The sequence below is a fragment of the Actinomadura sp. 6K520 genome (genome assembly GCF_004349245.1).
Lineage (GTDB): Bacteria > Actinomycetota > Actinomycetes > Streptosporangiales > Streptosporangiaceae > Spirillospora.
The window spans coordinates 22,232-48,020 of the sequence record NZ_SMLC01000032.1; the positions used below are offsets into that span (position 1 = coordinate 22,232).

Annotated in this window: 19 protein-coding genes; all 19 read left to right on the forward strand. The window is 68.8% G+C overall.

Going from position 1 to position 25,789, the window contains the following annotated elements; genetic code table 11:
• Positions 1–30: 30 nt before the first annotated feature.
• The 19 genes from rplA to E1289_RS11550 all read left to right on the forward strand — a co-directional run bounded on the left by rplA (position 31) and on the right by E1289_RS11550 (position 25,767).
• Positions 31–747: a 50S ribosomal protein L1 gene (gene rplA / locus E1289_RS11460; RefSeq protein WP_131978735.1), complete on the forward strand. Its 717-nt coding sequence runs from the start codon at positions 31–33 to the stop codon at positions 745–747.
• A gap of 163 nt (positions 748–910) precedes the next feature.
• Complete coding sequence (locus tag E1289_RS38925) at positions 911–1,789, forward strand: hypothetical protein (protein WP_131978738.1); 879 nt, start codon at positions 911–913, stop codon at positions 1,787–1,789.
• Between the two features lie 340 nt (positions 1,790–2,129).
• The gene (locus E1289_RS11470) at positions 2,130–2,984 is read left to right on the forward strand and encodes a hypothetical protein (RefSeq protein WP_243712755.1); all 855 of its coding nucleotides are present in this window, start codon (positions 2,130–2,132) and stop codon (positions 2,982–2,984) included.
• A 124-nt stretch (positions 2,985–3,108) separates the two neighbouring features.
• Positions 3,109–3,990, forward strand: a complete 882-nt coding sequence (locus E1289_RS11475) for a hypothetical protein (RefSeq protein ID WP_131978741.1) — start codon at positions 3,109–3,111, stop codon at positions 3,988–3,990.
• A gap of 305 nt (positions 3,991–4,295) precedes the next feature.
• The gene (gene rplJ / locus E1289_RS11480; protein ID WP_131978744.1) at positions 4,296–4,859 is read left to right on the forward strand and encodes a 50S ribosomal protein L10; all 564 of its coding nucleotides are present in this window, start codon (positions 4,296–4,298) and stop codon (positions 4,857–4,859) included.
• A gap of 52 nt (positions 4,860–4,911) precedes the next feature.
• Positions 4,912–5,304 carry a 50S ribosomal protein L7/L12 gene (gene rplL, locus E1289_RS11485; RefSeq protein WP_131978747.1) on the forward strand — a complete coding sequence of 131 codons (393 nt, stop codon included), beginning with the start codon at positions 4,912–4,914 and terminating at the stop codon, positions 5,302–5,304.
• A 502-nt stretch (positions 5,305–5,806) separates the two neighbouring features.
• On the forward strand, positions 5,807–6,901 hold the full coding sequence (locus E1289_RS11490; RefSeq protein WP_131978750.1) for an ABC transporter ATP-binding protein: 1,095 nt from the start codon (positions 5,807–5,809) through the stop codon (positions 6,899–6,901).
• A gap of 152 nt (positions 6,902–7,053) precedes the next feature.
• Positions 7,054–7,752, forward strand: a complete 699-nt coding sequence (locus tag E1289_RS11495; RefSeq protein WP_229808653.1) for an ABC transporter permease — start codon at positions 7,054–7,056, stop codon at positions 7,750–7,752.
• 318 nt (positions 7,753–8,070) lie between these two features.
• Positions 8,071–8,835 carry an ABC transporter permease gene (locus E1289_RS11500; protein WP_347813571.1) on the forward strand — a complete coding sequence of 255 codons (765 nt, stop codon included), beginning with the start codon at positions 8,071–8,073 and terminating at the stop codon, positions 8,833–8,835.
• A 7-nt stretch (positions 8,836–8,842) separates the two neighbouring features.
• Positions 8,843–10,147: an MCE family protein gene (locus tag E1289_RS11505; RefSeq protein ID WP_131978759.1), complete on the forward strand. Its 1,305-nt coding sequence runs from the start codon at positions 8,843–8,845 to the stop codon at positions 10,145–10,147.
• The gene (locus E1289_RS11510) at positions 10,144–11,175 is read left to right on the forward strand and encodes an MCE family protein (protein WP_131978762.1); all 1,032 of its coding nucleotides are present in this window, start codon (positions 10,144–10,146) and stop codon (positions 11,173–11,175) included. The genes E1289_RS11505 and E1289_RS11510 overlap by 4 nt, the downstream gene beginning before the upstream one ends.
• Entirely contained in the window at positions 11,176–12,267 is a 1,092-nt protein-coding gene (locus E1289_RS11515; protein ID WP_131978765.1) for an MCE family protein, read from the forward strand.
• Positions 12,264–13,562, forward strand: coding sequence for an MCE family protein (locus E1289_RS11520; RefSeq protein WP_131978768.1), 1,299 nt, complete (start codon positions 12,264–12,266; stop codon positions 13,560–13,562). The genes E1289_RS11515 and E1289_RS11520 overlap by 4 nt, the downstream gene beginning before the upstream one ends.
• Complete coding sequence (locus tag E1289_RS11525) at positions 13,559–14,914, forward strand: MCE family protein (protein ID WP_131978771.1); 1,356 nt, start codon at positions 13,559–13,561, stop codon at positions 14,912–14,914. The genes E1289_RS11520 and E1289_RS11525 overlap by 4 nt, the downstream gene beginning before the upstream one ends.
• Positions 14,911–16,380, forward strand: coding sequence for an MlaD family protein (locus E1289_RS11530; protein WP_131978774.1), 1,470 nt, complete (start codon positions 14,911–14,913; stop codon positions 16,378–16,380). The genes E1289_RS11525 and E1289_RS11530 overlap by 4 nt, the downstream gene beginning before the upstream one ends.
• A gap of 10 nt (positions 16,381–16,390) precedes the next feature.
• A complete protein-coding gene (locus E1289_RS11535) occupies positions 16,391–16,879 on the forward strand; it encodes a hypothetical protein (RefSeq protein WP_131978777.1) in 489 nt (162 codons plus the stop codon).
• Positions 16,876–17,982: a hypothetical protein gene (locus tag E1289_RS11540; RefSeq protein WP_131978780.1), complete on the forward strand. Its 1,107-nt coding sequence runs from the start codon at positions 16,876–16,878 to the stop codon at positions 17,980–17,982. Before E1289_RS11535 ends, E1289_RS11540 begins: the two co-directional genes overlap by 4 nt.
• A 424-nt stretch (positions 17,983–18,406) precedes the next feature.
• Positions 18,407–21,874 (forward strand): DNA-directed RNA polymerase subunit beta, encoded by a 3,468-nt coding sequence (gene rpoB, locus E1289_RS11545; RefSeq protein ID WP_131978783.1) that lies wholly within the window; start codon positions 18,407–18,409, stop codon positions 21,872–21,874.
• A 20-nt stretch (positions 21,875–21,894) separates the two neighbouring features.
• Positions 21,895–25,767, forward strand: coding sequence for a DNA-directed RNA polymerase subunit beta' (locus E1289_RS11550; protein ID WP_131978786.1), 3,873 nt, complete (start codon positions 21,895–21,897; stop codon positions 25,765–25,767).
• The last annotated feature ends 22 nt before the right edge of the window (positions 25,768–25,789 follow it).

Here is a 25,789-nt window from a genome sequence, read left to right on the forward strand (position 1 = left end):
CCGTACCACGAATTCCAGAAGGGAATCATCATGAAGCGCAGCAAGGGCTACCGCGCCGCGGCGGAGAAGATCGACCGGGACCGGCTGTACAGCCCGGCCGAGGCCGTGCAGCTGGCCAGGGAGACCAAGGTCGTCAAGTTCGACCCGACCGTGGAGGTCGCGCTGCGGCTGGGCGTCGACCCCCGCAAGGCCGACCAGATGGTGCGCGGCACCGTCAACCTGCCGCACGGCACCGGCAAGACCGCCCGCGTGCTGGTCTTCGCCGTCGGCGCCAAGGCGCAGGAGGCCGAGGCGGCGGGCGCCGACCTCGTCGGCTCCGACGACATGATCGAGCGGATCCAGGGCGGCTTCCTGGAGTTCGACGCGGTCGTGGCCACGCCGGACCAGATGGGCAAGGTCGGACGCCTGGGCCGGGTGCTCGGCCCCCGCGGCCTGATGCCGAACCCGAAGACCGGCACGGTCACGATGGACGTGGCCAAGGCCGTGACCGACATCAAGGGCGGCAAGATCGAGTTCCGGGTCGACCGGCACGCGAACCTGCACTTCATCATCGGCAGGGCGTCCTTCGAGCCGCGCCAGCTGGTGGAGAACTACGCCGCGGCCGTCGAGGAGATCCAGCGGCTCAAGCCGTCCGCCGCGAAGGGCCGGTACGTGAAGAAGGCGTCGCTGACGACGTCGATGGGCCCGAGCATCCCGGTGGACCCGAACGCGGTCCGCAACCTCACCGCCGACCTCGAAGGGGTCTGAGCAAGCGTCGCCGCACAGGGCGTCCCCGCTCCGGGGGCGCCCTGTTCGCGTGCGGGCATATAGCACCTGACAGGCTGGATACATAGATCCGCGTCCGGAACCGGACAATCAGGTGACCGGATTGTTTTGTTACCGGTGGGAATTCTGGTGTTGAATCTTCTCCGTGAAGCGTCGAACCGACCGTGCCATCGCCATCTCCGCAGTCACCGCCGTCGCCGTCGTGCCCACGGCGATCGTGATGGTGGTCCAGGTCGGCGGTGACTCCGCCGGGGACGGGGGCGCGTCGCCCGCGTCCGCGGCCATGTCCCGGCAGGACCCGGCCAACCCGAACGGCACGGCGACCGGCCTCGTCACCCCGGGCGCCCCGGCGGCGCCGGGCTCCGGTGGCCCGGCCGGGCCGGGCAACACCCCGGGCGCACCGGGCACCCCGAGGGGAGGCGCCTTCGCGAACCTGCCCACCGCGCCGCCCCAGCCCGGCCCGAGCCTCAACGCCTTCACCCGCAAGACCGAGGTCAAGGTGTCCATCGGCTCGAACGGCGACTACAAGCACGCCGCGGAGACCGCGTCGTTCACCCTGTACCCGAAGTTCGCGATGAACGCGACCGGCGTCACCCAGACGATGCAGGGCGGCGAGCTCACCAAGATCACCCAGAAGGTCGTGGTGAGCGGCCGGACCCTCAAGGGCTTCGACGGGGAGAAGTGGACCCAGTCCACCCTCACCGCCGCGCAGTTGAACACCCTGCAGACCCAGTCCGACCCCCGCCAGTTCACCTTCATGGTCGGGACGCTGCCCGGCACGACCGCGAGCGAGCCGGACGAGAGCGGCAAGACCCAGTTCACCGCGCAGGCCCGCATGGGCAGCGTCTACTCGCTGCTCCCGCAGGACGCGGCCGCCGCGATCCGCGAGTGGATCCCCCAGGACACCGGCTGCGGCCTGGACCTCTGGGCCGACAGCAAGGCCCGCCCCACCACGATCGGCCTCAACGCCCAGGCCCCCGGCGCCACCTTCACCGGCTCCATGACCTTCAACGCCTACCGCTGACCCCACCCCAAGCCACCGAGCGCACGCAGACCTCAGCCCCCGCCGCAACCCCGCGACAACCTCAACGCTTGCGATCGCGTCCGAAGGCAGGTCCCGAGCCTGCGAGGTACCTGATCGCGCAGCGAGCCCCTGGGCGAGCCGGAGCGATGCAGCGATCGCGCGCATTGCCCGTTGAAGGGAGGGCCCCCAGGGCCCGACCGCCGAGGGCAATGCAATAAACCCGCCTACGACGATGGTCGTACCTCGGGTGGGGGCATTCGTACCACCGGGGGATGTAGCGTCGTTGGCGTCCCCGTGACACTGGGATCACCAGCAGGGCGACAAGGGAGGTTCGAACCTCATGAAACGACGACTCGTGGTGGCGGCCGGCGGTACCGCCGTGAGCGCCGCGCTTCTTCTGACCGGATGCGGCGGAGGCGGCACGGGGACCACGGAGAACATGCAGCTCAGTGCCAGTCAGGCGCTGTTGAAGGCTTCGGAGAAGACCGGCGAGGCCGACACGTTCAAGGCCGACCTCACGGTGACCGGGACGGGGCAGGGCGGTAGCGGAGAGATCCGCGCCGACGGGCAGTTCCAGCTGCGGCCGACGCTGCAGTTCAGCGCGAAGCTGGACGAGTTCAGCCGTGGTGGGAAGAGCGTCCCGGGGGCGCAGGGGCAGGCGCTGTACACGGGCAACGTGCTGTACGCGAAGGTTCCGCAGCTCGCCCAGTTCGTCAGCGGCGGCAAGCCGTGGGTGAAGATCGATGTGAACCAGGCGGCGCAGCACACCGGGTTCGACATCCAGGGTCTGATCGGGCAGGTCCAGAAGGTGGACCCGGCCGAGCAGACGAAGATGTTCACCGGCTCCAAGGACGCGCGCCGGGTCGGCACCGAGAAGGTCGACGGGGTCGAGACGACGCACTACACCGGGACGGTGACCGTCCAGGACGCGCTGAACCGGCTCGACGCGGAGTCGCGCGAGAAGGTGCGCAAGTGGCTGCCGGCGGAGAAGGCGAACCACAAGATCAACTTCGATCTGTGGACGGACGGGGAGAACCTGCCGCGCAAGCTCGTGTCGAAGATGAACGGCGAGCAGGGCGAGACCGGCACGGTGACCGTCCTCTACAGTGACTACGGCAAGTCGTTCAAGGTGAACCCGCCGCCGTCCGACCAGGTCGGTGAACTGTCGATCGCCGGGTTGCTCGGCGGGAACTGACCTTCCGCCAACAAGATCGCCGCAACGGTGAACCCGGTGGATCCCTGGTGCGTCTGATCCTTCAGGCGGCCCGACCGTGCACGGATGTAGCGGGCCGTGGAGCAGACCAAGGAGACCCCCCACGATGATCCGTCGTTTCGCCACGGGCGTCGCGCTGGCCACCGGCCTCGCCCTCTCACTGACCGGCTGCCTCGGCGGCGCCGGTGACAAGGTGGGCGAGGCCGGTGAGAACCTGAAGCTCTCGGCCGCCCAGGTGCTCGGCAAGGCAGCGGAGAAGACCGGCCAGCTCGACACCTTCAAGGCGAGCATGGCGATGCAGATGACCGGTGCCGCGGACGGCGACGTCTCGATGACCGGTGGGATGCAGTACCAGCTCAAGCCGGAACTCGCCTACAGCATGAACTTCGACAAGATGACGGTCGCCGGCCAGTCGATGCCGGGCATGCAGCAGATGCTGGTGGGCCGGACCATCTACATGAAGATGCCGGCGCTCAGCCAGCTCGGCGGCGGGTCCGCGAGCAAGCCGTGGCTGAAGATGTCGCTGGACGAGCTGGGCCGCAAGTCCGGTCTGAACGTCGACCAGCTGCTCCAGCAGTCGCAGCAGATGGACCCCGTCCAGAACACCAAGATGCTGACGGCGTCCAAGGACGCGCGTGAGGTCGGCAAGGAGACGGTCGACGGCGTCCAGACGACGCACTTCACCGGTACCTACCGGCTGGAGGACGCGATCGCGAAGCTGCCCGCGGACCAGCAGGAGTTGCTCCGCAAGGGCTACGCGCAGAGCGGCATGGACAACATGCAGTTCGACCTGTGGGTGGACGACCAGCAGCTGCCCCGCAAGATGACCATGAAGTCCCAGCAGACCGCCGAGGGCGTCATGAACATGGCCATCAAGTACCGCGACTTCGGCAAGCCGGTGAACATCACTCCGCCGCCGGCGAACCAGGTCACCGACTTCAGCCAGATGCTGCAGGGGCTCGGTGGCGGCGGCCTGCCGGGAAGCTGACAGGGCCGATGACGGGAGGGGGCCGCGCCGTGATGGCGCGGTCCCCTCGCTGATTTGGTAAGTCGGGGAACGTGCACGTACTCTGTTCGGTGCCGAAGACCGCCGGTCGTCACCTCCTGCCGAGGTGGCCGAAGGACCCGATTCGTCGGGCGGCCTGCGTAGGTGAGACGAGAGCTTCCGCATGGCCTCCGTGCCTTGCCTGGACGCCCCGTGCGCCTGCGCCGGGGCGTTTTTCGGTTCGATCGGGCCCCGTCCCCGGGGGACGGGGAGGGTCGTGAACACCCAGGTAATCGGAAGGAGGCCGCATGGCCAGGGCCGATAAGGACGCGGCGATCGCCGAGCTCAAGGACGAGTTCCAGAGCTCCAGCGGCGCCGTGCTGACCGAGTACCGCGGGCTGACCGTCGCGCAGGTCGGGGAACTGCGCGGCAATCTCGGCGAGACCGCACGGTTTCGCGTGGTGAAGAACACGCTGACCAGGCGCGCGGCGGACGAGGCCGGTGTCGACGAGCAGTTCCGTGACCTGCTCGAAGGCCCCTCGGCCATCGCGTTCGTCCGGGGCGACGTGGTCGAGGCCGCCAAGGGCCTGCGTGACTTCGCCAAGGCCAACCCGCTGCTGGTGATCAAGGGCGGGTACATCGACGGCAAGGCGATGAGCGCGGCGGAGGTCACCAAGCTCGCCGACCTCGAGTCGCGCGAGGTGCTCCTCGCGAAGCTCGCCGGTGCGATGAAGGGCTCGCTGTCCAACGCGGCCGCGCTCTTCAACGCCCTGCCGACGCAGACGGCGCAGCTCGCCGAGGCGCTGCGCGCCAAGCGCGAGGAGGCCGCCGACGCGCCGGCCGCCGAGGCCGCCGAGGCGTCCGCCGAGTAGGCACCCGCGGTTACGTAATCCCCAGTTTTCAAGCCATAGCGGAGGAAAGATCATGGCGAAGCTCAGCACCGACGACCTGCTCGACGCCTTCAAGGAGATGACCCTTCTCGAGCTTTCGGAGTTCGTGAAGCAGTTCGAGGAGGTCTTCGACGTCAAGGCCGCGGCGCCGGTCGCGGCCGTGGCCGCCCCCGCGGGCGGGGCCGGCGCCCCGGCCGCCGAGGAGGCCGCCGCGCAGGACGAGTTCGACGTCATCCTCGAGGGTGCCGGCGACAAGAAGATCCAGGTCATCAAGGAGGTACGCGCGCTGACGAGCCTCGGCCTGAAGGAGGCCAAGGACCTGGTCGACGGCGCGCCGAAGCCGCTGCTCGAGAAGGTCAACAAGGAGGCCGCCGACAAGGCCAAGGAGGCCCTGGAGAAGGCCGGCGCGACGGTCACCGTCAAGTAGGGCGTTCCAGAGCCCGGGGCTGCTACGGCTCCGTTCGCTCCTCGGGAGGCGGTCGTCCCACCACGGGTGGGGCGGCCGCCTCTTTTCGTTGTGCCGGAGTGATAAACGCATGCCGGAAAGCGTGCGTCCGGGCGGGTTGTGCGCATATTGGAGCGCGGCGTACCGTCCCCTCTGACGCTGTGGCCACACGAGGGCCGGAGCGTCCCGGTGGACCGGACGAAGCCGTCCTTCCCCGGCCGAACACCCCGACCCCGCTTGAGGCACCGGTTCTTGGACCACTAGTCTCATAGGCGCCGTAAGTAACGATTGTCTTACGACGTCGCATTTGGCCGCTGATCTGGAGTGGAACCCCTTCCAATTGGACGGAGTCCCGCTACGGTAGTGGCACCCGTCACGGCTACCGGACGGTAGTAAGAGGGCGGACACGCGGTGTGACGACAAAGAGCCTAGAGCTACTCGCTCATTGGTTCGGGATTCCCCCGGCCTGGACGAAAGGTGACGAGTGGGCGTCGAGATCAGAGTCGAAGGGCTGACGAAGTCCTTCGGCCGTCAGACCATCTGGCAGGACGTGTCGCTGACGCTGCCCGCGGGAGAGATCTCCGTTCTCCTGGGCCCCTCCGGCACCGGTAAGTCGGTCTTCCTAAAGTCGCTGGTCGGGCTGCTCAAGCCGGACCGGGGGCACATCTGGGTCGGCGACCGGGACCTCCCCCACCTTCCGGAAGCGCAGCTCTACGAGACCCGCAAGCTGTTCGGCGTGCTGTTCCAGGACGGCGCCCTCTTCGGGTCGATGAACATCTACGACAACGTGGCCTTCCCGCTCCGCGAGCACACGAAGAAGTCGGAGTCCGAGGTCAAGCGGATCGTCATGGAGAAGCTCGAACTCGTCGGGCTGCTCGGTGCCGAGAAGAAGCTTCCCGGGGAGATCTCCGGCGGGATGAAGAAGCGCGCCGGCCTCGCCCGCGCCCTCGTCCTGAACCCCGAGATCCTGCTGGTGGACGAGCCCGACTCCGGCCTCGACCCGGTCCGCACGTCCTACCTGAACCAGACGATCGTCGACCTGAACGCCGAGATCGGCGCGACGTTCCTCATCGTCACCCACGACATCAACACCGCCCGGACCGTTCCGGACAACATCGGCCTGCTGTTCCGCCGCGAGCTGGTGATGTTCGGCCCGCGCGAGATGCTGCTGTCCAGCGAGGAGCCGGTCGTCCGGCAGTTCCTCAACGCGCGCAAGATCGGCCCGATCGGGATGTCGGAGGAGAAGGACGTCTCTGAGCTGGAGGCCGAGGCGAAGCAGGGCCACGACCCGGGCAAGCTGCCGCCGATCCCGCCGCAGCTGATGACCAGCGACGGCCGGATCCGCCCGGGGCAGCACGCCCCCGGCGCCTGGTGCGCCGCGCACGGCGTCACCCCGCCGCCCGGATCCTTCGTCGACGACCTGGGCCGCAACTGGGTGGAGGAGTGGCCGCGGTACGTGGCGTCGATGGCGCCCGCCGGCGGGCCGCCGCCCGCGCCCGGCATGCACCCCGGCGGTTCCTCCGGTCACTTCCCGGGTAACCCGCCGCCTGGACAGCCTGGGGCGGGTGCAGGGTACTGATGTCCACTCCTGGTATCGGCGCGGACCAGCGAGGGGACGGCAAGGGCGGCGGGTCGTCCACGACGTTCCGTAAGATCGGGGACGGCGCCGCCAACATCGCGATCCGGGAGCCGGGCCGCTTCTTCGCCCTCTGCCTGGACACCGGCCGCGCGATGTTCAAGTGGCCCTTCCAGTGGCGCGAGTTCATCCAGCAGGCCTGGTTCATCGTCAGCGTCACCGTCGTCCCCACCATGCTGGTCGCCATCCCGTTCGGCGGCATCCTGTCGCTGCAGGTCGGCGGGCTCATCCGGCAGCTCGGCGCGCAGTCCTACACCGGTGCGACCGCGGTCGTCGCGATCGTCCGGGAGGCCAGCCCGCTGGTCACCTCGCTGCTGGTGGCGGGCGCCGCCGGCTCGGCGATCTGCGCCGACCTCGGCTCCCGCAAGATCCGCGAGGAGATCGACGCGATGGAGGTGCTGGGCATCAACCCGCTGCACCGCCTCGTCGTGCCGCGGATGCTCGCCTGCGCGTTCGTCGCGCTGTTCCTGAACGGGCTGGTCTCGGTCGTCGGTCTCATGGGCGGCTACTTCTTCAACGTCATGCTGCAGGACGGCACCCCCGGCGCCTACCTGGCGTCCTTCAACGCGATCGCGCAACTGCCGGACCTGCTGCAGGCCGAGTTCAAGGCGTTCGTGTTCGGCATCACCGCCGGCCTCGTCGCGGCGTACAAGGGGCTGAACGCGAAGGGCGGGCCGAAGGGGGTCGGTGATGCGGTCAACCAGACCGTGGTCATCACCTTCATGCTGCTCTTCCTGGAGAACTTCCTGATCTCCGCGTTGTACTTCCAGTTCGTGCCGTCGAAGGGCATGTGATGGCGAGCGGACGGGCGTCGTCTGGACTGAGGAGCGCAGGGAGCCTGCGACCGGAGCGACGAGGGAAGACGGCGCCGAGCACGGCCGCTCGCAGCCGAGCGGAGGCGAGGCGATGAGCAGGGCGAGCGGACGGGCGTCGTCTGGACTGAGGAGCGCAGGGAGCCTGCGACCGGAGCGACGAGGGAAGACGGCGCCGGGCACGGCCGCTCGCAGCCGAGCGGAGGCGAGGCGATGAGCACGGCTCCTGGGAAGACGGGTAAGGCCGTTACCAAGGCGGTGAACGCGCCGCTCCAGCGGCTGGACGACTTCGGCCACCAGATGTCGTTCTACGCCCGCGCGTTCGCGTGGACGTTCCGGGTGCTGCGCCGCTACCGCACGGAGGTGCTGCGGCTGCTGGCCGAGGTGAGCCTCGGCACCGGCGGCCTCGCCGTGATCGGCGGCTCGGTGGTGATCGTCGGATTCATGACGTTCTTCACCGGCAGCCAGGTCGGCCTGCAGGGCTACGAGTCGCTGAACCAGATCGGCACGGCCGCGTTCACCGGGTTCATCGCGTCCTACTTCAACACCCGCGAGATCGCCCCGCTGGTGTCGGCGCTGGCGCTGTCGGCGACGGTCGGCTGCGGGTTCACCGCCCAGCTCGGCGCGATGCGGATCTCCGACGAGATCGACGCGCTGGAGGTCATGGCGGTCCCGTCGATGCCGTTCCTCGTCACGACCCGGATGCTGGCCGGGATGATCGCGGTCGTCCCGCTCTACATCGTGGGCCTGCTGGCCTCCTACGGCGCGACGCGGCTGATCGTGACGGTGTTCTACGGACAGTCGACCGGCACCTACGACCACTATTTCCATTTGTTCCTACCACCGAACGACATCTTGTGGTCATTCGGAAAAGTGATCATATTCTCGGTGCTGGTCATGCTGATCCACTGCTACTACGGCTACCACGCGAGCGGCGGCCCGGCGGGCGTCGGCGTCGCGGTGGGCCGCGCGGTGCGCACCAGCATCGTGGTCATCAACGTGGCGGACCTGCTCCTCGGCATGGCGATCTGGGGCACAGATACCACAGTCCGGATCGCGGGGTAACGGCATCATGACGGAACGTATCCGGTTTCGGTTGCTCGGGATCGCCATGTTGCTGGTGATCGTCCTGTTGCTGGTGCTCACCGTGGCGCTGTTCAACAAGGCGTTCACCCCGGTGACGGAGGTGACGGTCCGGACGGAGCGCGCCGGGCTGCAACTGCTGCCGCACTCGGACGTGAAGGTGCGGGGCCTGATCGTCGGCGAGGTGCGCGACACCGACGCGACGGCGCGGGGCGCGACGCTGCACCTGGCGCTCGACCCCGACAAGGCGAAGCTCATCCCGGGCAACGTCCAGGCGCGGCTGCTGCCGAAGACGCTGTTCGGCGAGAAGTACGTGGAGCTGCACATCCCGGAGCAGCCGGGTGCGCTGGGGCTGGCCGAGGGGGCCGTGATCCAGCAGGACCGGTCCCGGGCCGCCGTCGAGATCGACAAGGTGCTGAACGACCTGCTGCCGCTGCTGCAGGCGGTGAAGCCGGCGGAGCTGAACGCGACGCTGAACGCCCTGGCCACGGCGCTGCAGGGGCGCGGCGAGCAGATCGGGCAGAACCTGGAGCAGGCGGACGCGCTGCTGAAGAAGATCAACCCGGAGCTGGGGACGCTCGTCCACGACCTGAACGGCTTGGCGGACGTGTCCGACATCTACCACGCCGCCGCGCCGGACCTGCTGCAGACGCTCCGGAACCTCAACGTGACCAGCAAGACGATCACCGACAAGACGGCGACGATCGAGCGGCTGATCCCGGCGACGACCGCGCTGGCGCAGGACGGCGACGTGTTCATGCGCACCAACGGACCGAAGATCGTCGGGTTCAACATCGCGAACCGGGACGTGCTCAGCCTCGTCGCCCGGTACTCGCCGTCGATGCCGTGCGTGCTGGCGGGGCTCATGAAGATCAAGCCGGAGGCCGAGCGGGTGGCCGGCGGGAACGGGTCCAAGACCTTCAACCTGACGATCGAGATCGTCAAGCCGCGGCCGGGCTACAAGAACCCGCTGGACCTGCCCGAGGTGAAGGACCAGCGGAACCCGCGCTGCTACAACCTGCCGAACCCGCGGGTCCCGTTCCCGGACTACCTGGCGCTGGACGGCACCGAGGACGACCTTTGGTGGAAGGACCCCGACCCGGCGAACGCGCCCGCGGGCGGCCGCGGCCGGGCGGTGTCGAACATCTTCGTCGACCCGGGTTCGATGAGCGAGGAAGAAAAGATCAAGAGCATTGTCGGGCCCATGACGCGGACGCCGGCCGATGAGGTCCCGGATGTCTCGTCGCTGCTGTTCGGGCCGCTGCTGCGCGGATCGGTGGTGACGATCAAGTGAAGACGACCAGTGCCGCGATCAAGCTGCTGACCTTCGTGGTCATCACCGCGGTGGCCACCGGCGTGCTGGCGATGACGATCTCCAACATGCGGTTCGGGCCGTCCAAGACCTACAAGGCGATCTTCACGGACGTGACCGGGCTGCTGAAGAACGACGACGTCCGCGTCGCCGGCGTCCGCGTCGGCCAGATCGAGGAGATCAAGCTCCACCGGGGGCACCAGGCCGAGGTGACGTTCAGCGTCCAGGAGAACGGCGCGTTCCGGGCGGGGCTGCCGTCGTCCACGCAGGCGCACATCCGCTACCGCAACCTGATGGGCCAGCGGTACCTCGCGCTGGCCGACGGGGAGGGCCAGGCCAACGACTACCTGGACCCGGGCGACACGATCCCGATCTCGCAGACGCAGCCCGCGCTGGACCTGACGACGCTGTTCAACGGCTTCCGGCCGCTGTTCCGCGCCCTTGAGCCCAAGGACGTCAACACGCTGGCGATGCAGATCATCACGGTGCTGCAGGGCGAGGGCGGGACGATCAACAGCCTGCTCGCGCACGTCGCGTCGCTGACCAACACGCTCGCCGACCGGGACCGCGTCATCGGCCGGGTGATCGACAACCTGAACGCCGTCCTCGGCACCATCGACGAGCGGCACGACGAGGTCAACAAGCTGATCCTCGACCTGCGCGGGTTCGTCAGCGGCGTCTCCGACGACCGCCAGGCGATCTTCGACTCGGTGGCCGCGATCAACGACCTGACCGGCACCACGCAGGACCTGCTCGTCGACGCGCGTCCGGACATCCGGAACGACATCGCGGGGCTGCGCAAGCTCACCGGGACGTTCGACGCGAACCGCAAGGACATCGACGCGGGCCTGCAGCGGACGCCGAACCGGCTGGAGAAGCTGCTGAACATCTCCTCCTACGGCTCCTGGTTCAACATGTACATCTGCGGCCTCGACGCGCGGGTGCGGCTGCCTGGCGGACCGGTCTACCAGACGCCGGCGATCGTGAACGAGAACGCGAGGTGCAAGTAGATGAGGGTCTCGTTCCGCGAGCGCAACCCGGTCCCCATCGGCCTCATCGGGTTCGCCGTCATCATCGTGCTGGTCGTCCTCGCGATGAACCTGCAGAACATCCCGCTGGTCGCCGGCGGCACCACCCGCACCGCCCAGTTCAAGGAGGCGGCGGGGCTGGAAGCCGACGAGGAGGTCCGCATCGCCGGCGTCAAGGTCGGCGAGGTCGAGGCCCTGGACCTGGACGGCGACCACGTCAAGGTCACCTTCCGGGTCGACGACGGGGTGCGGCTCGGCGACCGCACCGAGGCCAGCATCAAGATCAAGACGGTGCTGGGCTCGCACTACCTGGAGCTGATCCCGCGCGGGAAGGGCGAGCTCGGCCGCACGATCCCGATCGAGCGGACGCACGTCCCGTTCGAGGTCGTCCCGGCGATCAGCGAGCTGAGCCAGCGGGTCGGCGCGATCGACGTCGAGCAGGTCGCCAAGTCGTTCGAGGTGCTGTCGCAGACCTTCGAGAACTCCCCCGAGGAGATCCGGGCGTCGCTGCGGGGCCTGCGGCGGCTGTCGGACACGATCGCGTCCCGCGACGAGGAGCTGCACGAGCTGACCGGCAAGGCCAAGGATGTCTCGCAGCTGCTCGCCGACCGCAATCAGGACTTCGCCGAGCTCGTCCAGGACGGCGACAAGGTGCTGCAGGCGGTGCAGGCCCGCCGCGAGGTGATCCACCAGCTGCTGATCCGCACCGTGACGCTGTCCCAGCAGGTGAACGCGCTGATCAGTGAGAACGAGAAGCAGCTCAAGCCGATGCTGAACAACCTGGCGCGGGTCAACCAGGTGCTGCTGAAGAACCAGAACAACCTGGACCGGATCCTGCAGCTGTTCGCGCCCTTCGCCCGGCAGTTCGCCGACGTGACCGGCACCGGCCGCTGGTTCGACTCGTGGATCCAGAACCTCCTGCCGATCCCCGCCTCGATCGGCGACGGGCCGGGCGGCGGCGGAGGCGGAGGCAGCACCCACCAGCAGGGCGGCCGTACCGGCAACGGAAACGGCTCGTCCGGCAATGGCCAGACCGGCGTCACGGGCGACAACCCGTTGCCCTTCCTCCCGTGAGCAGGCAGGTTTCCGTGCGCAATTCAGGGACCATCCTCCGACTCGGCGGCGCGATACTCGCCGTCGCGGTGCTGGCCGCCGTGCTCCTGCTGGTACTCCAGAAGCCGGAGCAGCGCCGGATGACGGCGTACTTCACCCGGACCGTCGGCCTCTACCCGGGCGCCGACGTCCGCATCCTCGGCATCCCCGTCGGGGAGGTCACGAGCGTCGACCCCGTCGGCGACTCGGTGAAGGTCGAGCTGGAGTACGACGCCAAGTACAAGGTTCCGGCCAACGCGCAGGCGGTCATCATCAACCAGACGCTCGTCGCCGACCGGTACATCCAGCTCACGCCGGTGTACAAGGGCGGCGCGGTCCTGGCGGACGGCGCGACCCTGACCACGAGCCGCACCGCGGTCCCGGTCGAGATCGACGACATCGGCGGCAGCCTGAACGACCTCACCAAGGCCCTCGGCCCGGAGGGCGCCAACGCACCGGACGAGGACGGCAGCGGGGCCCTGTCGGAGCTGCTGCGGGTCGGCGCCTCGAACCTGGAGGGGCAGGGCGACGACATCCGGCAGACGATCGCGGACACCTCCAAGGCGCTCAGCACCCTGAGCACCGACCGCGGTGACATCGCCGAGACGATCCGGAACCTGCGCGTCATCACCGACGCGATGAAGGCCAACGACCAGCAGATCAAGTCCTTCGGCGGGCATCTCAACGAGGTGTCGGCGCAGCTCGCGGGGGAGAAGGAGGAGCTGAGCGCGGCCCTCAACACCCTCGCGCCGACGCTGCGCAACGTCCAGCGGTTCGTCAAGGACAACCGCGGCGAGCTGGCCGCGAGCGTCCGGCAGCTCGCCCAGATCACCGGCGTGCTGGTGAAGGAGCGGGACGCCCTCGCCGAGATCCTGCAGGCCGGCCCGCTGGCCATCAACAACCTGGCCCGCGCGTACGACCCGATCAGCGGCACCATCCACACCCGCAACAACTTCCGCCAGTTCCACGACCTGGCCGACTGGGTCTGCTCGCTGGCGTACTCGGTGGGGACGCCCGCCAAGGAGTGCCTCGACTTCGTCGAGCCGTACAACGGCATCGGCAAGGCGCTGACGGGCCTGCACCTGGACCTGTCCTGGATCACCGCGCTGACCACGCACTACGACCCGGTCCCGATCCCGCCGGACGCCTACGGGCCCCAGGGGCCGCCCAAGTCCGCCAAGACGAACAACCGGTCGAACGGCGGCGGGACCGGCGCCGCCGCGGCGCAGGGCGCGCCGGGTGACATCACCGCGCTGCTGCCTGGAGGTGGCCGATGAGCACGACACGGCGGGTACGCCGGGCGGGACGCCTCGCGGGCGGCCGCGCACGGCTGTTCGGCGTCGTCGCGGTCGCCGGCGTGACGGCCCTGACGGGCTGCACGTTCGACGGCGTGTCGTCGCTGCCGCTGCCCGGCGGTCCCGACCTCGGGTCGGACCCGACCACCGTGAAGATCGAGTTCTCGAACGTGCTGGACCTCGTCCCGCAGTCGGCGGTCAAGGTCAACGACGTCTCGGTCGGGCAGGTCGAGAACATCGAGCTGGCGGGGGACGCGCGGTCCGACCGCGGCTGGTACGCCGTCGTCACCGTCAAGGTGCGCAAGGACGTCAAGCTGCCGGACAACGCCGTCGCGACGATCGGCCAGACCAGCCTCCTCGGCGAGAAGTTCGTGCAGCTCGACTCACCGGCGAACGAGCCCCCGACCGGGCAGCTCGGGAACGACGACCTGATCCCGCTGGACCGCACCTCCCGCGGCACCGAGATCGAAGAGGTGCTGTCGGCGATGTCGCTGCTGCTGAACGGCGGCGGGCTGGAGCAGGTCTCCACGATCAGCCGGGAGCTGCAGGCCGCGATGGGCGGCCGCGAGGCGACGATCAAGTCCGTGCTGCACCGGCTCAACACGTTCACGGGCACGCTCGACCGCAACCGCACCGCGATCACCCGGGCACTGGACAGCATCGACCGGCTCAGCGGGAAGCTGGCGGACGAGCGCGAGACGATCCGGAACACCATCGACCAGACGGGCCCGGCGATCGCCGTCCTGGACCGCAACCGCGCCGACCTCACCAAGATGCTGGTCGCGCTGGACAAGCTCAGCCGCACCACCACCAACGTGATCAACCAGTCCAAGGCCGACCTGCTCGCCAACCTGCAGGACCTCGACAAGATCCTGCGGAACCTCAACAAGGCCGGCTCGGACCTGCCGAAGTCGCTGGAGACGCTGATCACCTTCCCGTTCCCCGCGACGTTCGAGAACGTCATCGAGGGCGACTACGGCAACGTCCACCTGCGCATCGACCTGGACTTCGAGTCCCTCGCGCACAACCTGTTCGGCGGCACCGACCTGGAGAAGACGCTCGGCAGCGGCCAGCAGATGCGCAACATGCTCCAGGTCCCGAACGTGACGCTGCCCGACTCGCCGCTGGGCGTGCTGCCGCAGTCGCCCGGCGGTGGCTCCGGCGGCCTGCCCGGCCTGCCGGGGAACGGCGACCAGCCCGGCTCGGAGCAGCCCGGCTCGGGCCAGCCCGGCTCGGACCAGCCCCGCTCGGACCAGCAGGGCCGTCCCGGCGCACTCGGCCCGGGATCCGGTGACAGTGGTCTGCGGACCCTGATGACGGGGGGCCTCTCGTGATCCTCAGCCGCGGAATCATCCTCCAGCTGATCACCTTCGCGGTGATCACCGTCGTCGGCGTGGCGGTCGTGTCTGTGAACTACATCGGGGTCGGCCGCGGCCTCCTCGGCCGCGAGTACGTCGCCTACGTCGACCTGACCGACTCGGGCGGCGTGTTCAGCAACGCCGAGGTCACCTACCGGGGCGTCCCGGTCGGGCGGGTCGGGCCGATCGAGCTGACCGAGACCGGTATCCGGGTCAAGCTGGAGCTCCGGCGCGGCGAGCGGATCCCGCGCGAGGGCACGAAGGCCGTCGTGGCGAACCGGTCGGCGGTCGGCGAGCAGTACATCGACCTCGTCCCGGGACGGAAGAGCGGGCCCTACCTCGACGAGGGCGACCCGTACACGATCCCGCGCGACCGCACGACGCTGCCGGTGTCCACCGCCGACCTGCTGCGCAACGTCGACGCGCTGGTCGGCTCGGTGAACACCGAGGACCTCGGCATCATCGTGGACGAGCTGAACAGGGCGTTCTCCGGTTCCGCCGAGGACCTCCAGTCCCTCCTCGACGACACGGACCGCATCCTGGAGACCGCCGACCAGGCGTACCCCGACACCAAGCGGCTCCTGGACAACAGCATGACCGTCCTGGACACCCAGCGCGGGCAGGCCGCCAACATCCGGGGCTTCGCGCGGAACCTGAACGAGCTGACCACGTCCCTCCGCAACGACGACCCGGCGCTGCGCCGGACCATCGACAGCGTGCCGGGCGCGGTGGACGAGACGCACAAGGCCATCCACCAGCTCGCGCCGACGCTGCCCGTCCTCCTGGCGAACCTCACCACCACCGGCCAGGTCATCTCCTCGCGCAAGGCGGGCCTGCGCTCGCTGTTCATCCTCTACCCGGTGACGATCGCGGGCGCGTTCACCGTCACGCCCGGCGATGGCACCCAGCACCTGGGCCTCGCGCTGAACATCGACTCCCCGCCCCCGTGCACCGAGGGCTACGAGCAGGTGAAGCGGCGCTGGCCGCAGCACACGGCCAAGAAGAAGCCCCGCCTGGACGCCGGCTGCAAGGCGCCGAAGAACTCGTCCACCGCCGTCCGCGGCCCCCGCAACTTCCCGGCCGACGCCATCGCGCCGTACCCGCAGGTCCCGCCGGGCGCCACCGCCGGCGCCGGCTTCCCCGAGGGCGGCGCCTATGCCGAAGACGGCGACGGCGACGGCGACGGCAATGCGAACGCCAAGGCCAAGGCAAAGGACGGCGACGCCAAGGCGAAGGCCGCGGCCCCGACCGCACAGCTGGCGAACGGCAACCTCTACCTCTCGTATCCGGCCAACTCAGTGGAATTCGCTGGATACGATCCAACGACCGGTGCCGTCTACGGGCCCGACGGCAAGCGGTACGCCATGCCCCGCACCGCCGGTACCCGTGAGTTGGGAGATTCTTCGTGGAAGTGGCTCATGCTCGGACCCCTGAGCCAGTGAGGGGGGTCCGATGAGGCGCCGCTGGCCCCAGATCACCACGGTCGTCCTGGGCGTGCTCGTCGTCGCGCTGGTCGTCGCCACCGGCGTGCTCGGCGCCCGCACCTGGCAGGGCAAGAACGACGCCGACGAGCGCGCCAAGGCCACGCAGGCGGCGCGGCAGATGGGCGTGAACCTGATGTCGCTCAACCACGAGACCGCCCAGAAGGACCTCGACCGGATCGTCGAGGGCACCACCGGCGAGCTGAAGAACAAGCTCAGCACCCAGTCGAAGCAGCTCCTGGACCAGCTCAGCAAGACCCAGGCCAAGTCGAGCGTCGACCAGGTCGAGGCAGGCGTCGTGTCCATCGACGACGACTCCGCCGAAGTGATGGTGTCCCTCAACGGGACGGTCACCAATCCCAAGGTGAAGGACGGCGCGGCGCGCGCCTACAGGTACCTGATGGACCTCACCCGGGTCGATGATCGCTGGCTCGTGTCCGAACTGGAGGTGGTCCCGTGACCATGCTCGGCCGGGGCAAGCGCTCCGCACGGAAGAACGAGAAGGCCGCGGCAGAGAGCGCCGCGGCAGAGACCGCCGCGGACGAGACCGCCGCGGACGAGAAGGCGCGCAGGGCCGAGGAGGCCGCCGAGGCCGCCCGCCTGGCGGAGGAGGCCGCCGCCAAGGCGAAGGAGGCGGCCCGCCTGGCCCAGGAGGCCGCGGACGCCGCCGCCGCGGACGAGCCGGAGCCGAAAAAGACCGTCAAAACGTCTGAGAAGGCCCGTCGCGCCAAGAAGGCCCCGGAAGCCTCCGAGGCACCCGACGGCGATGTCGACGCGGCAGAGGAGACCTCAGAGCCCGCACAGGCGTCTGTGGCCGATGTGGACGACCCCGAGGTCGAAACCCGCGCGGACGACGACCCCGGCGAGGAAGCCTCCGCCGACCTGGACGCCGACGACACCGAAGACGCCGACGACACCGAAGAAGAGTCGGCCGAGACCGACGACGAGACCGCCGAGGTCGAGAAGCCGAAGAAGGTCGGCAAGCCGGCCAGGCCGGTCAAGCTGAAGAAGCCGGCCGCCGACGAAGACGACGAAGACGACGAGGACGACGACGAGGGGGACGCCCGCGGCCACGCCACCCGCTCCGGGTACACGGTCATCGCCGTGCTGGCCGTCCTCGTCCTCGCCTTCGGTACCGCGGCCACGGTGCTGTACCTCAAGGACCGGGAGCAGAACGCCGTCGAGACCGCCGGCAGGGAGGGCGCGTGGGCCGCGTCCAAGGCCGCCAAGGCGCTGTCGTCGTACGACTACCGGACCATCGACGCCGACATGAAGACGGCCGCCGACATGACGACCGGGAAGCTGCGCGGCGACTACATGAAGGAGATGCCGTCCTTCAAGGCGAGCGCGACGCAGCAGCAGCTCGTCGGAACCACGACGGTGCTCAAGACGGGCGTCGTCAGCGCCGCCCCCGGCAAGGTCGTGGTCCTCGTCTACGCCAACCGCACGTCGGCCACCAAGGACGACGAGACCCAGCGCCTGCCCGAGTCGCTGCGCCTGAAGATGACGATGGTCGAGACCGACGGCAAGTGGCTGGCGCAGGACGTCGACGTGATCTCCTGACCCGCCCGGACCACCGGCCCGCGATCCGCTGAGACCGCTCGCCGGGACGACCTGGGAACACCGTGCGGCCGCCCCCTCGGGGGCGGCCGTTCGCGGCTTCGCGGGGGCGGTCGGCCGACCGGCGCCGGGGCCTTAAACTATGGCCTTCCTCACTGCAGGTCAGGGGCCGAAAAGTCCAAGTCCGCTCTTGACTGAGAGGCGTTGAGGAGCGATGCTCCATGGCAACGTGATGCATACTGCGGCGCTAGAGTTGCGAGCGGTGTACCAGTCGGCTACACTGCCCCTTTGCGCTGCCCTCTGACTATCCGCGTGTGAGAGCACCCCTGCCGTGGTCCCTTTTGGACCCCCTTGTGCAGGTCTCGGACGTGGATCGTCTGGCGTGCGTGTCACCAAGTTACGCCGCGAGCCCTCGGAAGGACCACTCTTGGCAGCCTCGCGCAACGCCTCGAATACCGCAACCGGTCCGAACCGCGTCTCCTTCGCGCGCATCAAGGAGCCGCTCGAAGTCCCGGACCTCCTTGCTCTGCAGACCAACTCTTTTGACTGGCTGCTGGGCAACGAGAGGTGGAAGGCCCGGGTCGAGGCGGCCCAGAAGGCCGGAAGTAAGAGCGTCCCGACCCAGTCGGGGCTGGAGGAGATCTTCGAAGAGATCAGTCCGATCGAGGACTTCTCCGGAACCATGTCGCTGTCGTTCCGCGACCACCGGTTCGAGCCGCCCAAGTACTCCGTTGAGGAGTGCAAGGACAAGGACATGACCTACTCCGCCCCGATGTTCGTCACGGCGGAGTTCATCAACAACACCACCGGTGAGATCAAGAGCCAGACGGTGTTCATGGGCGACTTCCCGCTCATGACCCCGAAGGGCACCTTCATCATCAACGGCACCGAGCGGGTGGTCGTCTCCCAGCTCGTCCGCTCGCCCGGCGTCTACTTCGACCGGGCCCTCGACAAGGCGTCCGACAAGGACATCTACGGCTGCCGGGTCATCCCGAGCCGCGGCGCCTGGCTCGAGTTCGAGATCGACAAGCGCGACAACGTCGGCGTGCGCATCGACCGCAAGCGCAAGCAGCCCGTCACCGTGCTGCTCAAGGCCCTCGGCTGGGACGAGGCCCGCATCCGCGAGCGCTTCGGCTCCTACGAGTCGATCAACGTCACCCTGGAGAAGGACCACACGTCCGGCCAGGATGACGCTTTGCTCGACATCTACCGCAAGCTGCGCCCGGGTGAGCCGCCGACGCGCGAGTCCGCGCAGACGCTGCTGGAGAACCTGTACTTCAACCCGAAGCGCTACGACGTCGCCAAGGTCGGCCGCTACAAGATCAACAAGAAGCTCGGCCTCGACCTGGACATGAACCAGGGCACCCTCACCGAGGACGACATCGTCGCGACGATCGACTACCTCGTCCGGCTGCACGCCGGTGAGGAGGAGGCCACCCTCGGCGCCGTCCCGGTCCCGATCGAGGTCGACGACATCGACCACTTCGGCAACCGGCGCCTGCGCACGGTGGGCGAGCTGATCCAGAACCAGGTCCGGCTCGGCCTGGCGCGCATGGAGCGCGTCGTCCGCGAGCGGATGACCACCCAGGACGTCGAGGCCATCACGCCGCAGACCCTGATCAACATCCGGCCGGTCGTCGCCTCCATCAAGGAGTTCTTCGGCACCAGCCAGCTGTCGCAGTTCATGGACCAGACCAACCCCCTGGCCGGACTGACGCACAAGCGGCGGCTGTCCGCGCTGGGTCCCGGTGGTCTGTCGCGCGAGCGGGCGGGCATGGAGGTCCGCGACGTCCACCCGTCCCACTACGGCCGCATGTGCCCGATCGAGACGCCGGAAGGCCCGAACATCGGGCTGATCGGCTCGCTCGCGGCGTACGGCCGGGTCAACCCGTTCGGGTTCGTCGAGACCCCGTACCGGCGCGTCACCGACGGCATCGTCACCGACGAGATCGACTACCTGACCGCCGACGAGGAGGACCGCTACATCATCGCGCAGGCCAACTCGCTGATCAACGACGACGGCACGTTCGTCGACGATCGCGTGCTGGTCCGCAAGAAGGGCGCCGAGGTCGAGCTCGTGCCCGCCCGCGACGTCCAGTACATGGACGTCTCGGCGCGGCAGATGACCTCCGTCGCCACCGCGATGATCCCGTTCCTGGAGCACGACGACGCCAACCGCGCGCTGATGGGCTCCAACATGCAGCGCCAGTCCGTCCCGCTGCTGCGCAGCGAGGCGCCGCTGGTCGGCACCGGCATGGAGTACCGCGCCGCGACCGACGCCGGCGACGTCATCACGGCCGAGAAGGCCGGCGTCGTCGAGGAGGTCTCCGCCGACTACGTGACCGTCATGAACGACGACGGCACGCGGACGACCTACCGCGTCGCCAAGTTCAAGCGGTCGAACCAGGGCACCTGCTTCAACCAGAAGCCGATCGTCGAGGAGGGCGCCCGGGTCGAGCTCGGGCAGGTCATCGCCGACGGCCCGTGCACCGACCAGGGCGAGATGGCGCTCGGCAAGAACCTCCTCGTGGCGTTCATGCCGTGGGAGGGCCACAACTACGAGGACGCCATCATCCTGTCCCAGCGCCTCGTGCAGGACGACGTCCTGTCCTCGATCCACATCGAGGAGCACGAGGTCGACGCCCGCGACACCAAGCTGGGCCCCGAGGAGATCACCCGGGACATCCCGAACGTCTCCGAGGAGGTCCTGGCCGACCTCGACGAGCGCGGCATCATCCGCATCGGCGCCGACGTCGTCCCCGGCGACATCCTGGTCGGCAAGGTCACGCCGAAGGGCGAGACCGAGCTGACCCCGGAGGAGCGGCTGCTGCGGGCGATCTTCGGTGAGAAGGCCCGTGAGGTCCGCGACACCTCGCTGAAGGTGCCGCACGGTGAGCAGGGCAAGGTCATCGGCGTCCGGGTGTTCTCCCGCGACGAGGGCGACGAGCTCCCGCCCGGCGTGAACGAGCTGGTCCGGGTGTACGTCGCGCAGAAGCGCAAGATCACCGACGGTGACAAGCTCGCCGGCCGGCACGGCAACAAGGGCGTCATCTCCAAGGTGCTGCCGGTCGAGGACATGCCGTTCCTGGAGGACGGCACCCCGGTCGACATCGTCCTGAACCCGCTGGGCGTCCCCGGGCGCATGAACGTGGGCCAGGTCCTGGAGACCCACCTCGGCTGGGTCGCCTCCCGCGGCTGGAAGATCGAGGGGGACGACACCGACTGGAAGCGGGCCCTCAAGGCGATCGGCGCCGACGAGGCCGAGCCGTGGACGAACACCGCGACCCCGGTGTTCGACGGTGCCCAGGAGAGCGACGTCACCGGCCTGATCGAGTCCACCCTGCCGAACCGCGACGGCGACCGCCTGGTCGGCCCGGGCGGCAAGGCCAGGCTGTTCGACGGCCGCACCGGCGAGCCCTACAAGGACCCGATCTCGGTCGGCTACATCTACATCCTCAAGCTGCTCCACCTGGTCGACGACAAGATCCACGCGCGGTCGACCGGTCCCTACTCCATGATCACCCAGCAGCCGCTCGGCGGTAAGGCCCAGTTCGGCGGGCAGCGCTTCGGTGAGATGGAGGTGTGGGCCCTGGAGGCGTACGGCGCCGCCTACGCCCTGCAGGAGCTGCTGACCATCAAGTCCGACGACGTCCTCGGCCGCGTGAAGGTGTACGAGGCCATCGTCAAGGGCGAGAACATCCCCGAGCCCGGCATTCCCGAGTCCTTCAAGGTGCTCATCAAGGAGATGCAGTCGCTGTGCCTGAACGTCGAGGTGCTCTCCAGCGACGGCATGTCCATCGAGATGCGCGACACCGACGAGGACGTCTTCCGTGCTGCGGAGGAGCTCGGCATCGACCTGTCCCGGCGTGAGCCGAGCAGTGTCGAAGAGGTCTGATCAACTCAAGGGGAAAACTGTTGCTTGACGTCAACTTCTTCGACGAGCTTCGCATCGGTCTGGCGACCGCCGACGATATCCGCCAGTGGTCGCACGGCGAGGTGAAGAAGCCGGAGACGATCAACTACCGGACCCTGAAGCCGGAGAAGGACGGGCTCTTCTGCGAGAAGATCTTCGGTCCTACCCGCGACTGGGAGTGCTACTGCGGTAAGTACAAGCGCGTCCGGTTCAAGGGCATCATCTGCGAACGCTGCGGCGTCGAGGTGACCCGCGCCAAGGTGCGCCGTGAGCGGATGGGCCACATCGAGCTGGCCGCCCCGGTCACGCACATCTGGTACTTCAAGGGCGTCCCGTCCCGCCTCGGCTACCTGCTGGACCTGGCCCCGAAGGATCTCGAAAAGATCATCTACTTCGCGGCCTACATGATCACCAGCGTGGACGCCGAGCGGCGCGACCGCGACCTGCCGACGCTGGAGGCCCACATCTCCGTGGAGCGCCAGCAGATCGAGCAGGCCCGCGACGCGCAGGTCGAGGCCCGCCAGCAGAAGCTGGAGGGCGACCTGGCGGAGCTGGAGGAGGCCGGGGCGAAGGCCGACCAGAAGCGCAAGGTGCGCGACGGCGCCGAGCGGGAGATGAAGCAGCTGCGCGACCGCGCGCAGCGCGAACTCGACCGCCTCGACGAGGTCTGGAGCCGCTTCAAGAACCTCAAGGTCCAGGACCTGGAGGGCGACGAGCTGCTCTACCGCGAGATGCGCGACCGGTTCGGCAAGTACTTCGAGGGCGGCATGGGCGCCGCGGCCATCCAGGCGCGGCTGCAGAACTTCGACCTCGACGCCGAGGCCGAGAAGCTGCGCGACGTCATCCGCACCGGCAAGGGCCAGAAGAAGGCCCGCGCCCTCAAGCGGCTGAAGGTCGTCTCGGCGTTCCTGAACACCCGCAACAGCCCGCTCGGCATGGTGCTGGACTGCATCCCGGTGATCCCGCCGGACCTGCGTCCGATGGTGCAGCTCGACGGCGGCCGGTTCGCCACGTCCGACCTGAACGACCTGTACCGCCGCGTCATCAACCGGAACAACCGGCTCAAGCGCCTGCTCGACCTGGGCGCGCCCGAGATCATCGTCAACAACGAGAAGCGGATGCTGCAGGAGGCCGTCGACGCGCTGTTCGACAACGGCCGCCGCGGCCGCCCGGTCACCGGGCCGGGCAACCGCCCGCTGAAGTCGCTGTCCGACATGCTCAAGGGCAAGCAGGGCCGGTTCCGGCAGAACCTGCTGGGCAAGCGCGTCGACTACTCCGGCCGTTCGGTCATCGTCGTCGGCCCGCAGCTCAAGCTGCACCAGTGCGGCCTGCCCAAGCAGATGGCGCTGGAGCTGTTCAAGCCGTTCGTCATGAAGCGGCTCGTCGACCTCAACCACGCGCAGAACATCAAGTCCGCCAAGCGGATGGTCGAGCGGGCCCGCCCGGTCGTGTGGGACGTGCTGGAAGAGGTCATCACCGAGCACCCGGTGCTGCTGAACCGGGCGCCGACCCTGCACCGTCTCGGCATCCAGGCGTTCGAGCCGCAGCTGGTCGAGGGCAAGGCCATCCAGATCCACCCGCTCGTCTGCACCGCGTTCAACGCGGACTTCGACGGCGACCAGATGGCCGTGCACCTGCCGCTGTCGGCCGAGGCCCAGGCCGAGGCGCGCATCCTGATGCTGTCCACGAACAACATCCTGAAGCCGTCGGACGGCAAGCCCGTCACCATGCCCACCCAGGACATGGTCATCGGCCTGTACTGGCTGACGACGCAGAAGGACGGGGCCGCGGGCGAGGGACGCGCGTTCGGGTCGTCCGCCGAGGCGATCATGGCCTACGACCGGGGTGAGCTGGACCTGCAGGCCAAGATCAGCCTGCGGCTGAAGGACATCCCGCCGCCGCGCGACTGGATCGCGCCGGAGGGCTACGAGCCGGGGCAGCCGTACCGGCTGGAGACCACGCTCGGCCGCGCCATGTTCAACGAGACGCTGCCGGATGACTTCCCGTTCGTCGACGACGAGATCGGCAAGAAGCAGCTGTCGGCCATCGTCAACGAGCTGGCGGAGACGTACCCGAAGGTCCAGGTCGCGAACTCCCTCGACGCGCTGAAGAGCACCGGTTTCCACTGGGCGACCAGGTCCGGCGTCACGATCGCGATCGACGACGTCCTCGCGCCGCCGAACAAGGCGGAGATCCTGGGCGGCTACGAGCAGCGCGCGGAGAAGGTGCAGCGGGAGTTCAACCGCGGCCTGATCACCGACGACGAGCGCAAGCAGGAGCTCATCGAGATCTGGAACAAGGCCACCGCGGACGTCGCGGTGGACATGGAGGAGGCGTTCCCGAAGGACAACCCGATCTGGATGATGATCCAGTCGGGTGCCCGCGGCAACCCGCTCCAGCTCCGCCAGATCGCCGGCATGCGCGGCCTGGTCTCCAACCCCAAGGGCGAGACCATCCCGCGTCCGATCAAGTCGTCGTTCCGCGAGGGCCTGTCGGTCGTCGAGTACTTCATCTCGACGCACGGCGCCCGCAAGGGCCTGGCCGACACCGCGCTGCGCACCGCCGACTCGGGTTACCTGACCCGGCGCCTGGTGGACGTCGCGCAGGACGTCATCGTCCGGGAGATCGACTGCGGCACCGACCGGACGATCCCGTTCGAGGTCGCCGACAAGATGCCCGACGGCACGCTGGTCAAGCTGGCCACCTCGGAGACCAGCCTGGTCGGCCGCACGATCGCCGAGGACGTCGTCGTCGACGGGACGGTCATCTTCCCGGCCGACACCGACCTGTCCGACGCGGTCGTGTCGCGCCTGGTCGAGGCGGGCGTGGACAAGGTCCGCACCCGCAGCGCCCTGGTCTGCGAGGCCAAGATCGGTGTCTGCGCCGCCTGCTACGGCCGTTCGCTGGCCACCGGCAAGCGGGTGGACGTCGGTGAGGCCGTCGGCATCATCGCCGCGCAGTCCATCGGCGAGCCCGGCACGCAGCTGACGATGCGCACCTTCCACACCGGCGGTGTGGCGGGCGGCGACATCACGCACGGTCTGCCGCGTGTCCAGGAGCTGTTCGAGGCCCGCATCCCCAAGGGCGTCGCCCCGATCAGCGAGGTCGCCGGCTCCGTCAAGATCGACGAGACGGAGAAGTCGCGGAAGGTCGTCGTCGTCCCCGACGACGGCTCCGACGAGATCGCCTACCCGGTGCCGATGCGGTCCCGCCTCCTGGTCCGGGAGGGCGAGCGCGTCGACGTCGGCCAGCAGCTCATCGCGGGCGCCATCAACCCGCACGAGGTGCTGCGCATCCTCGGGCCCCGCGCCGTGCAGCTCCACCTGGTCCAGGAGGTCCAGGAGGTCTACCGGTCGCAGGGTGTGTCGATCCACGACAAGCACATCGAGATCATCGTCCGCCAGATGCTGAAGCGGGTGAACATCCTCGAGTCGGGCGACACCGATCTGCTGCCGGGCGACCTGGTCGAGCGGCCGATCTTCGAGGAGACGAACCGGAGCGTCGTGGCCGAGGGCGGCGTGCCCGCCGCCGGCCGCCCCGTCCTGATGGGCATCACCAAGGCCTCGCTCGCGACCGAGTCGTGGCTGTCGGCGGCGTCCTTCCAGGAGACGACCCGGGTGCTCACCGAGGCGGCGATGCACGCCAAGAGCGACCCGCTGCTCGGCCTCAAGGAGAACGTCATCATCGGCAAGCTCATCCCGGCCGGTACCGGCATGCCGCAGTACCGCAACGTCCGGGTCGAGCCGACCGAGGAGGCGAAGGCGGCGGTGTACTCCGTCGGCTCCTACGACGACGGCGCCGAGTACGCCTTCGGGCAGGGCTCCGGCGAGGCCGTGCCGCTGGAGGAGTACGACTTCGGGCAGTACAACCGGTAAGTCCAGGCACGAAGGAAGGCCG

Bases quoted from the DNA above. Each gene is read 5' to 3' on its own strand.
- rplA (WP_131978735.1), top strand. From the start codon at position 31: ATGAAGCGCAGCAAGGGCTACCGCGCCGCGGCGGAGAAGATCGACCGG.
- E1289_RS11470 (WP_243712755.1), top strand. From the start codon at position 2,130: ATGAAACGACGACTCGTGGTGGCGGCCGGCGGTACCGCCGTGAGCGCC.
- E1289_RS11475 (WP_131978741.1), top strand. From the start codon at position 3,109: ATGATCCGTCGTTTCGCCACGGGCGTCGCGCTGGCCACCGGCCTCGCC.
- rplJ (WP_131978744.1), top strand. From the start codon at position 4,296: ATGGCCAGGGCCGATAAGGACGCGGCGATCGCCGAGCTCAAGGACGAG.
- rplL (WP_131978747.1), top strand. From the start codon at position 4,912: ATGGCGAAGCTCAGCACCGACGACCTGCTCGACGCCTTCAAGGAGATG.
- E1289_RS11495 (WP_229808653.1), top strand. From the start codon at position 7,054: ATGTTCAAGTGGCCCTTCCAGTGGCGCGAGTTCATCCAGCAGGCCTGG.
- E1289_RS11500 (WP_347813571.1), top strand. From the start codon at position 8,071: ATGTCGTTCTACGCCCGCGCGTTCGCGTGGACGTTCCGGGTGCTGCGC.
- E1289_RS11505 (WP_131978759.1), top strand. From the start codon at position 8,843: ATGACGGAACGTATCCGGTTTCGGTTGCTCGGGATCGCCATGTTGCTG.
- E1289_RS11515 (WP_131978765.1), top strand. From the start codon at position 11,176: ATGAGGGTCTCGTTCCGCGAGCGCAACCCGGTCCCCATCGGCCTCATC.
- E1289_RS11525 (WP_131978771.1), top strand. From the start codon at position 13,559: ATGAGCACGACACGGCGGGTACGCCGGGCGGGACGCCTCGCGGGCGGC.
- E1289_RS11535 (WP_131978777.1), top strand. From the start codon at position 16,391: ATGAGGCGCCGCTGGCCCCAGATCACCACGGTCGTCCTGGGCGTGCTC.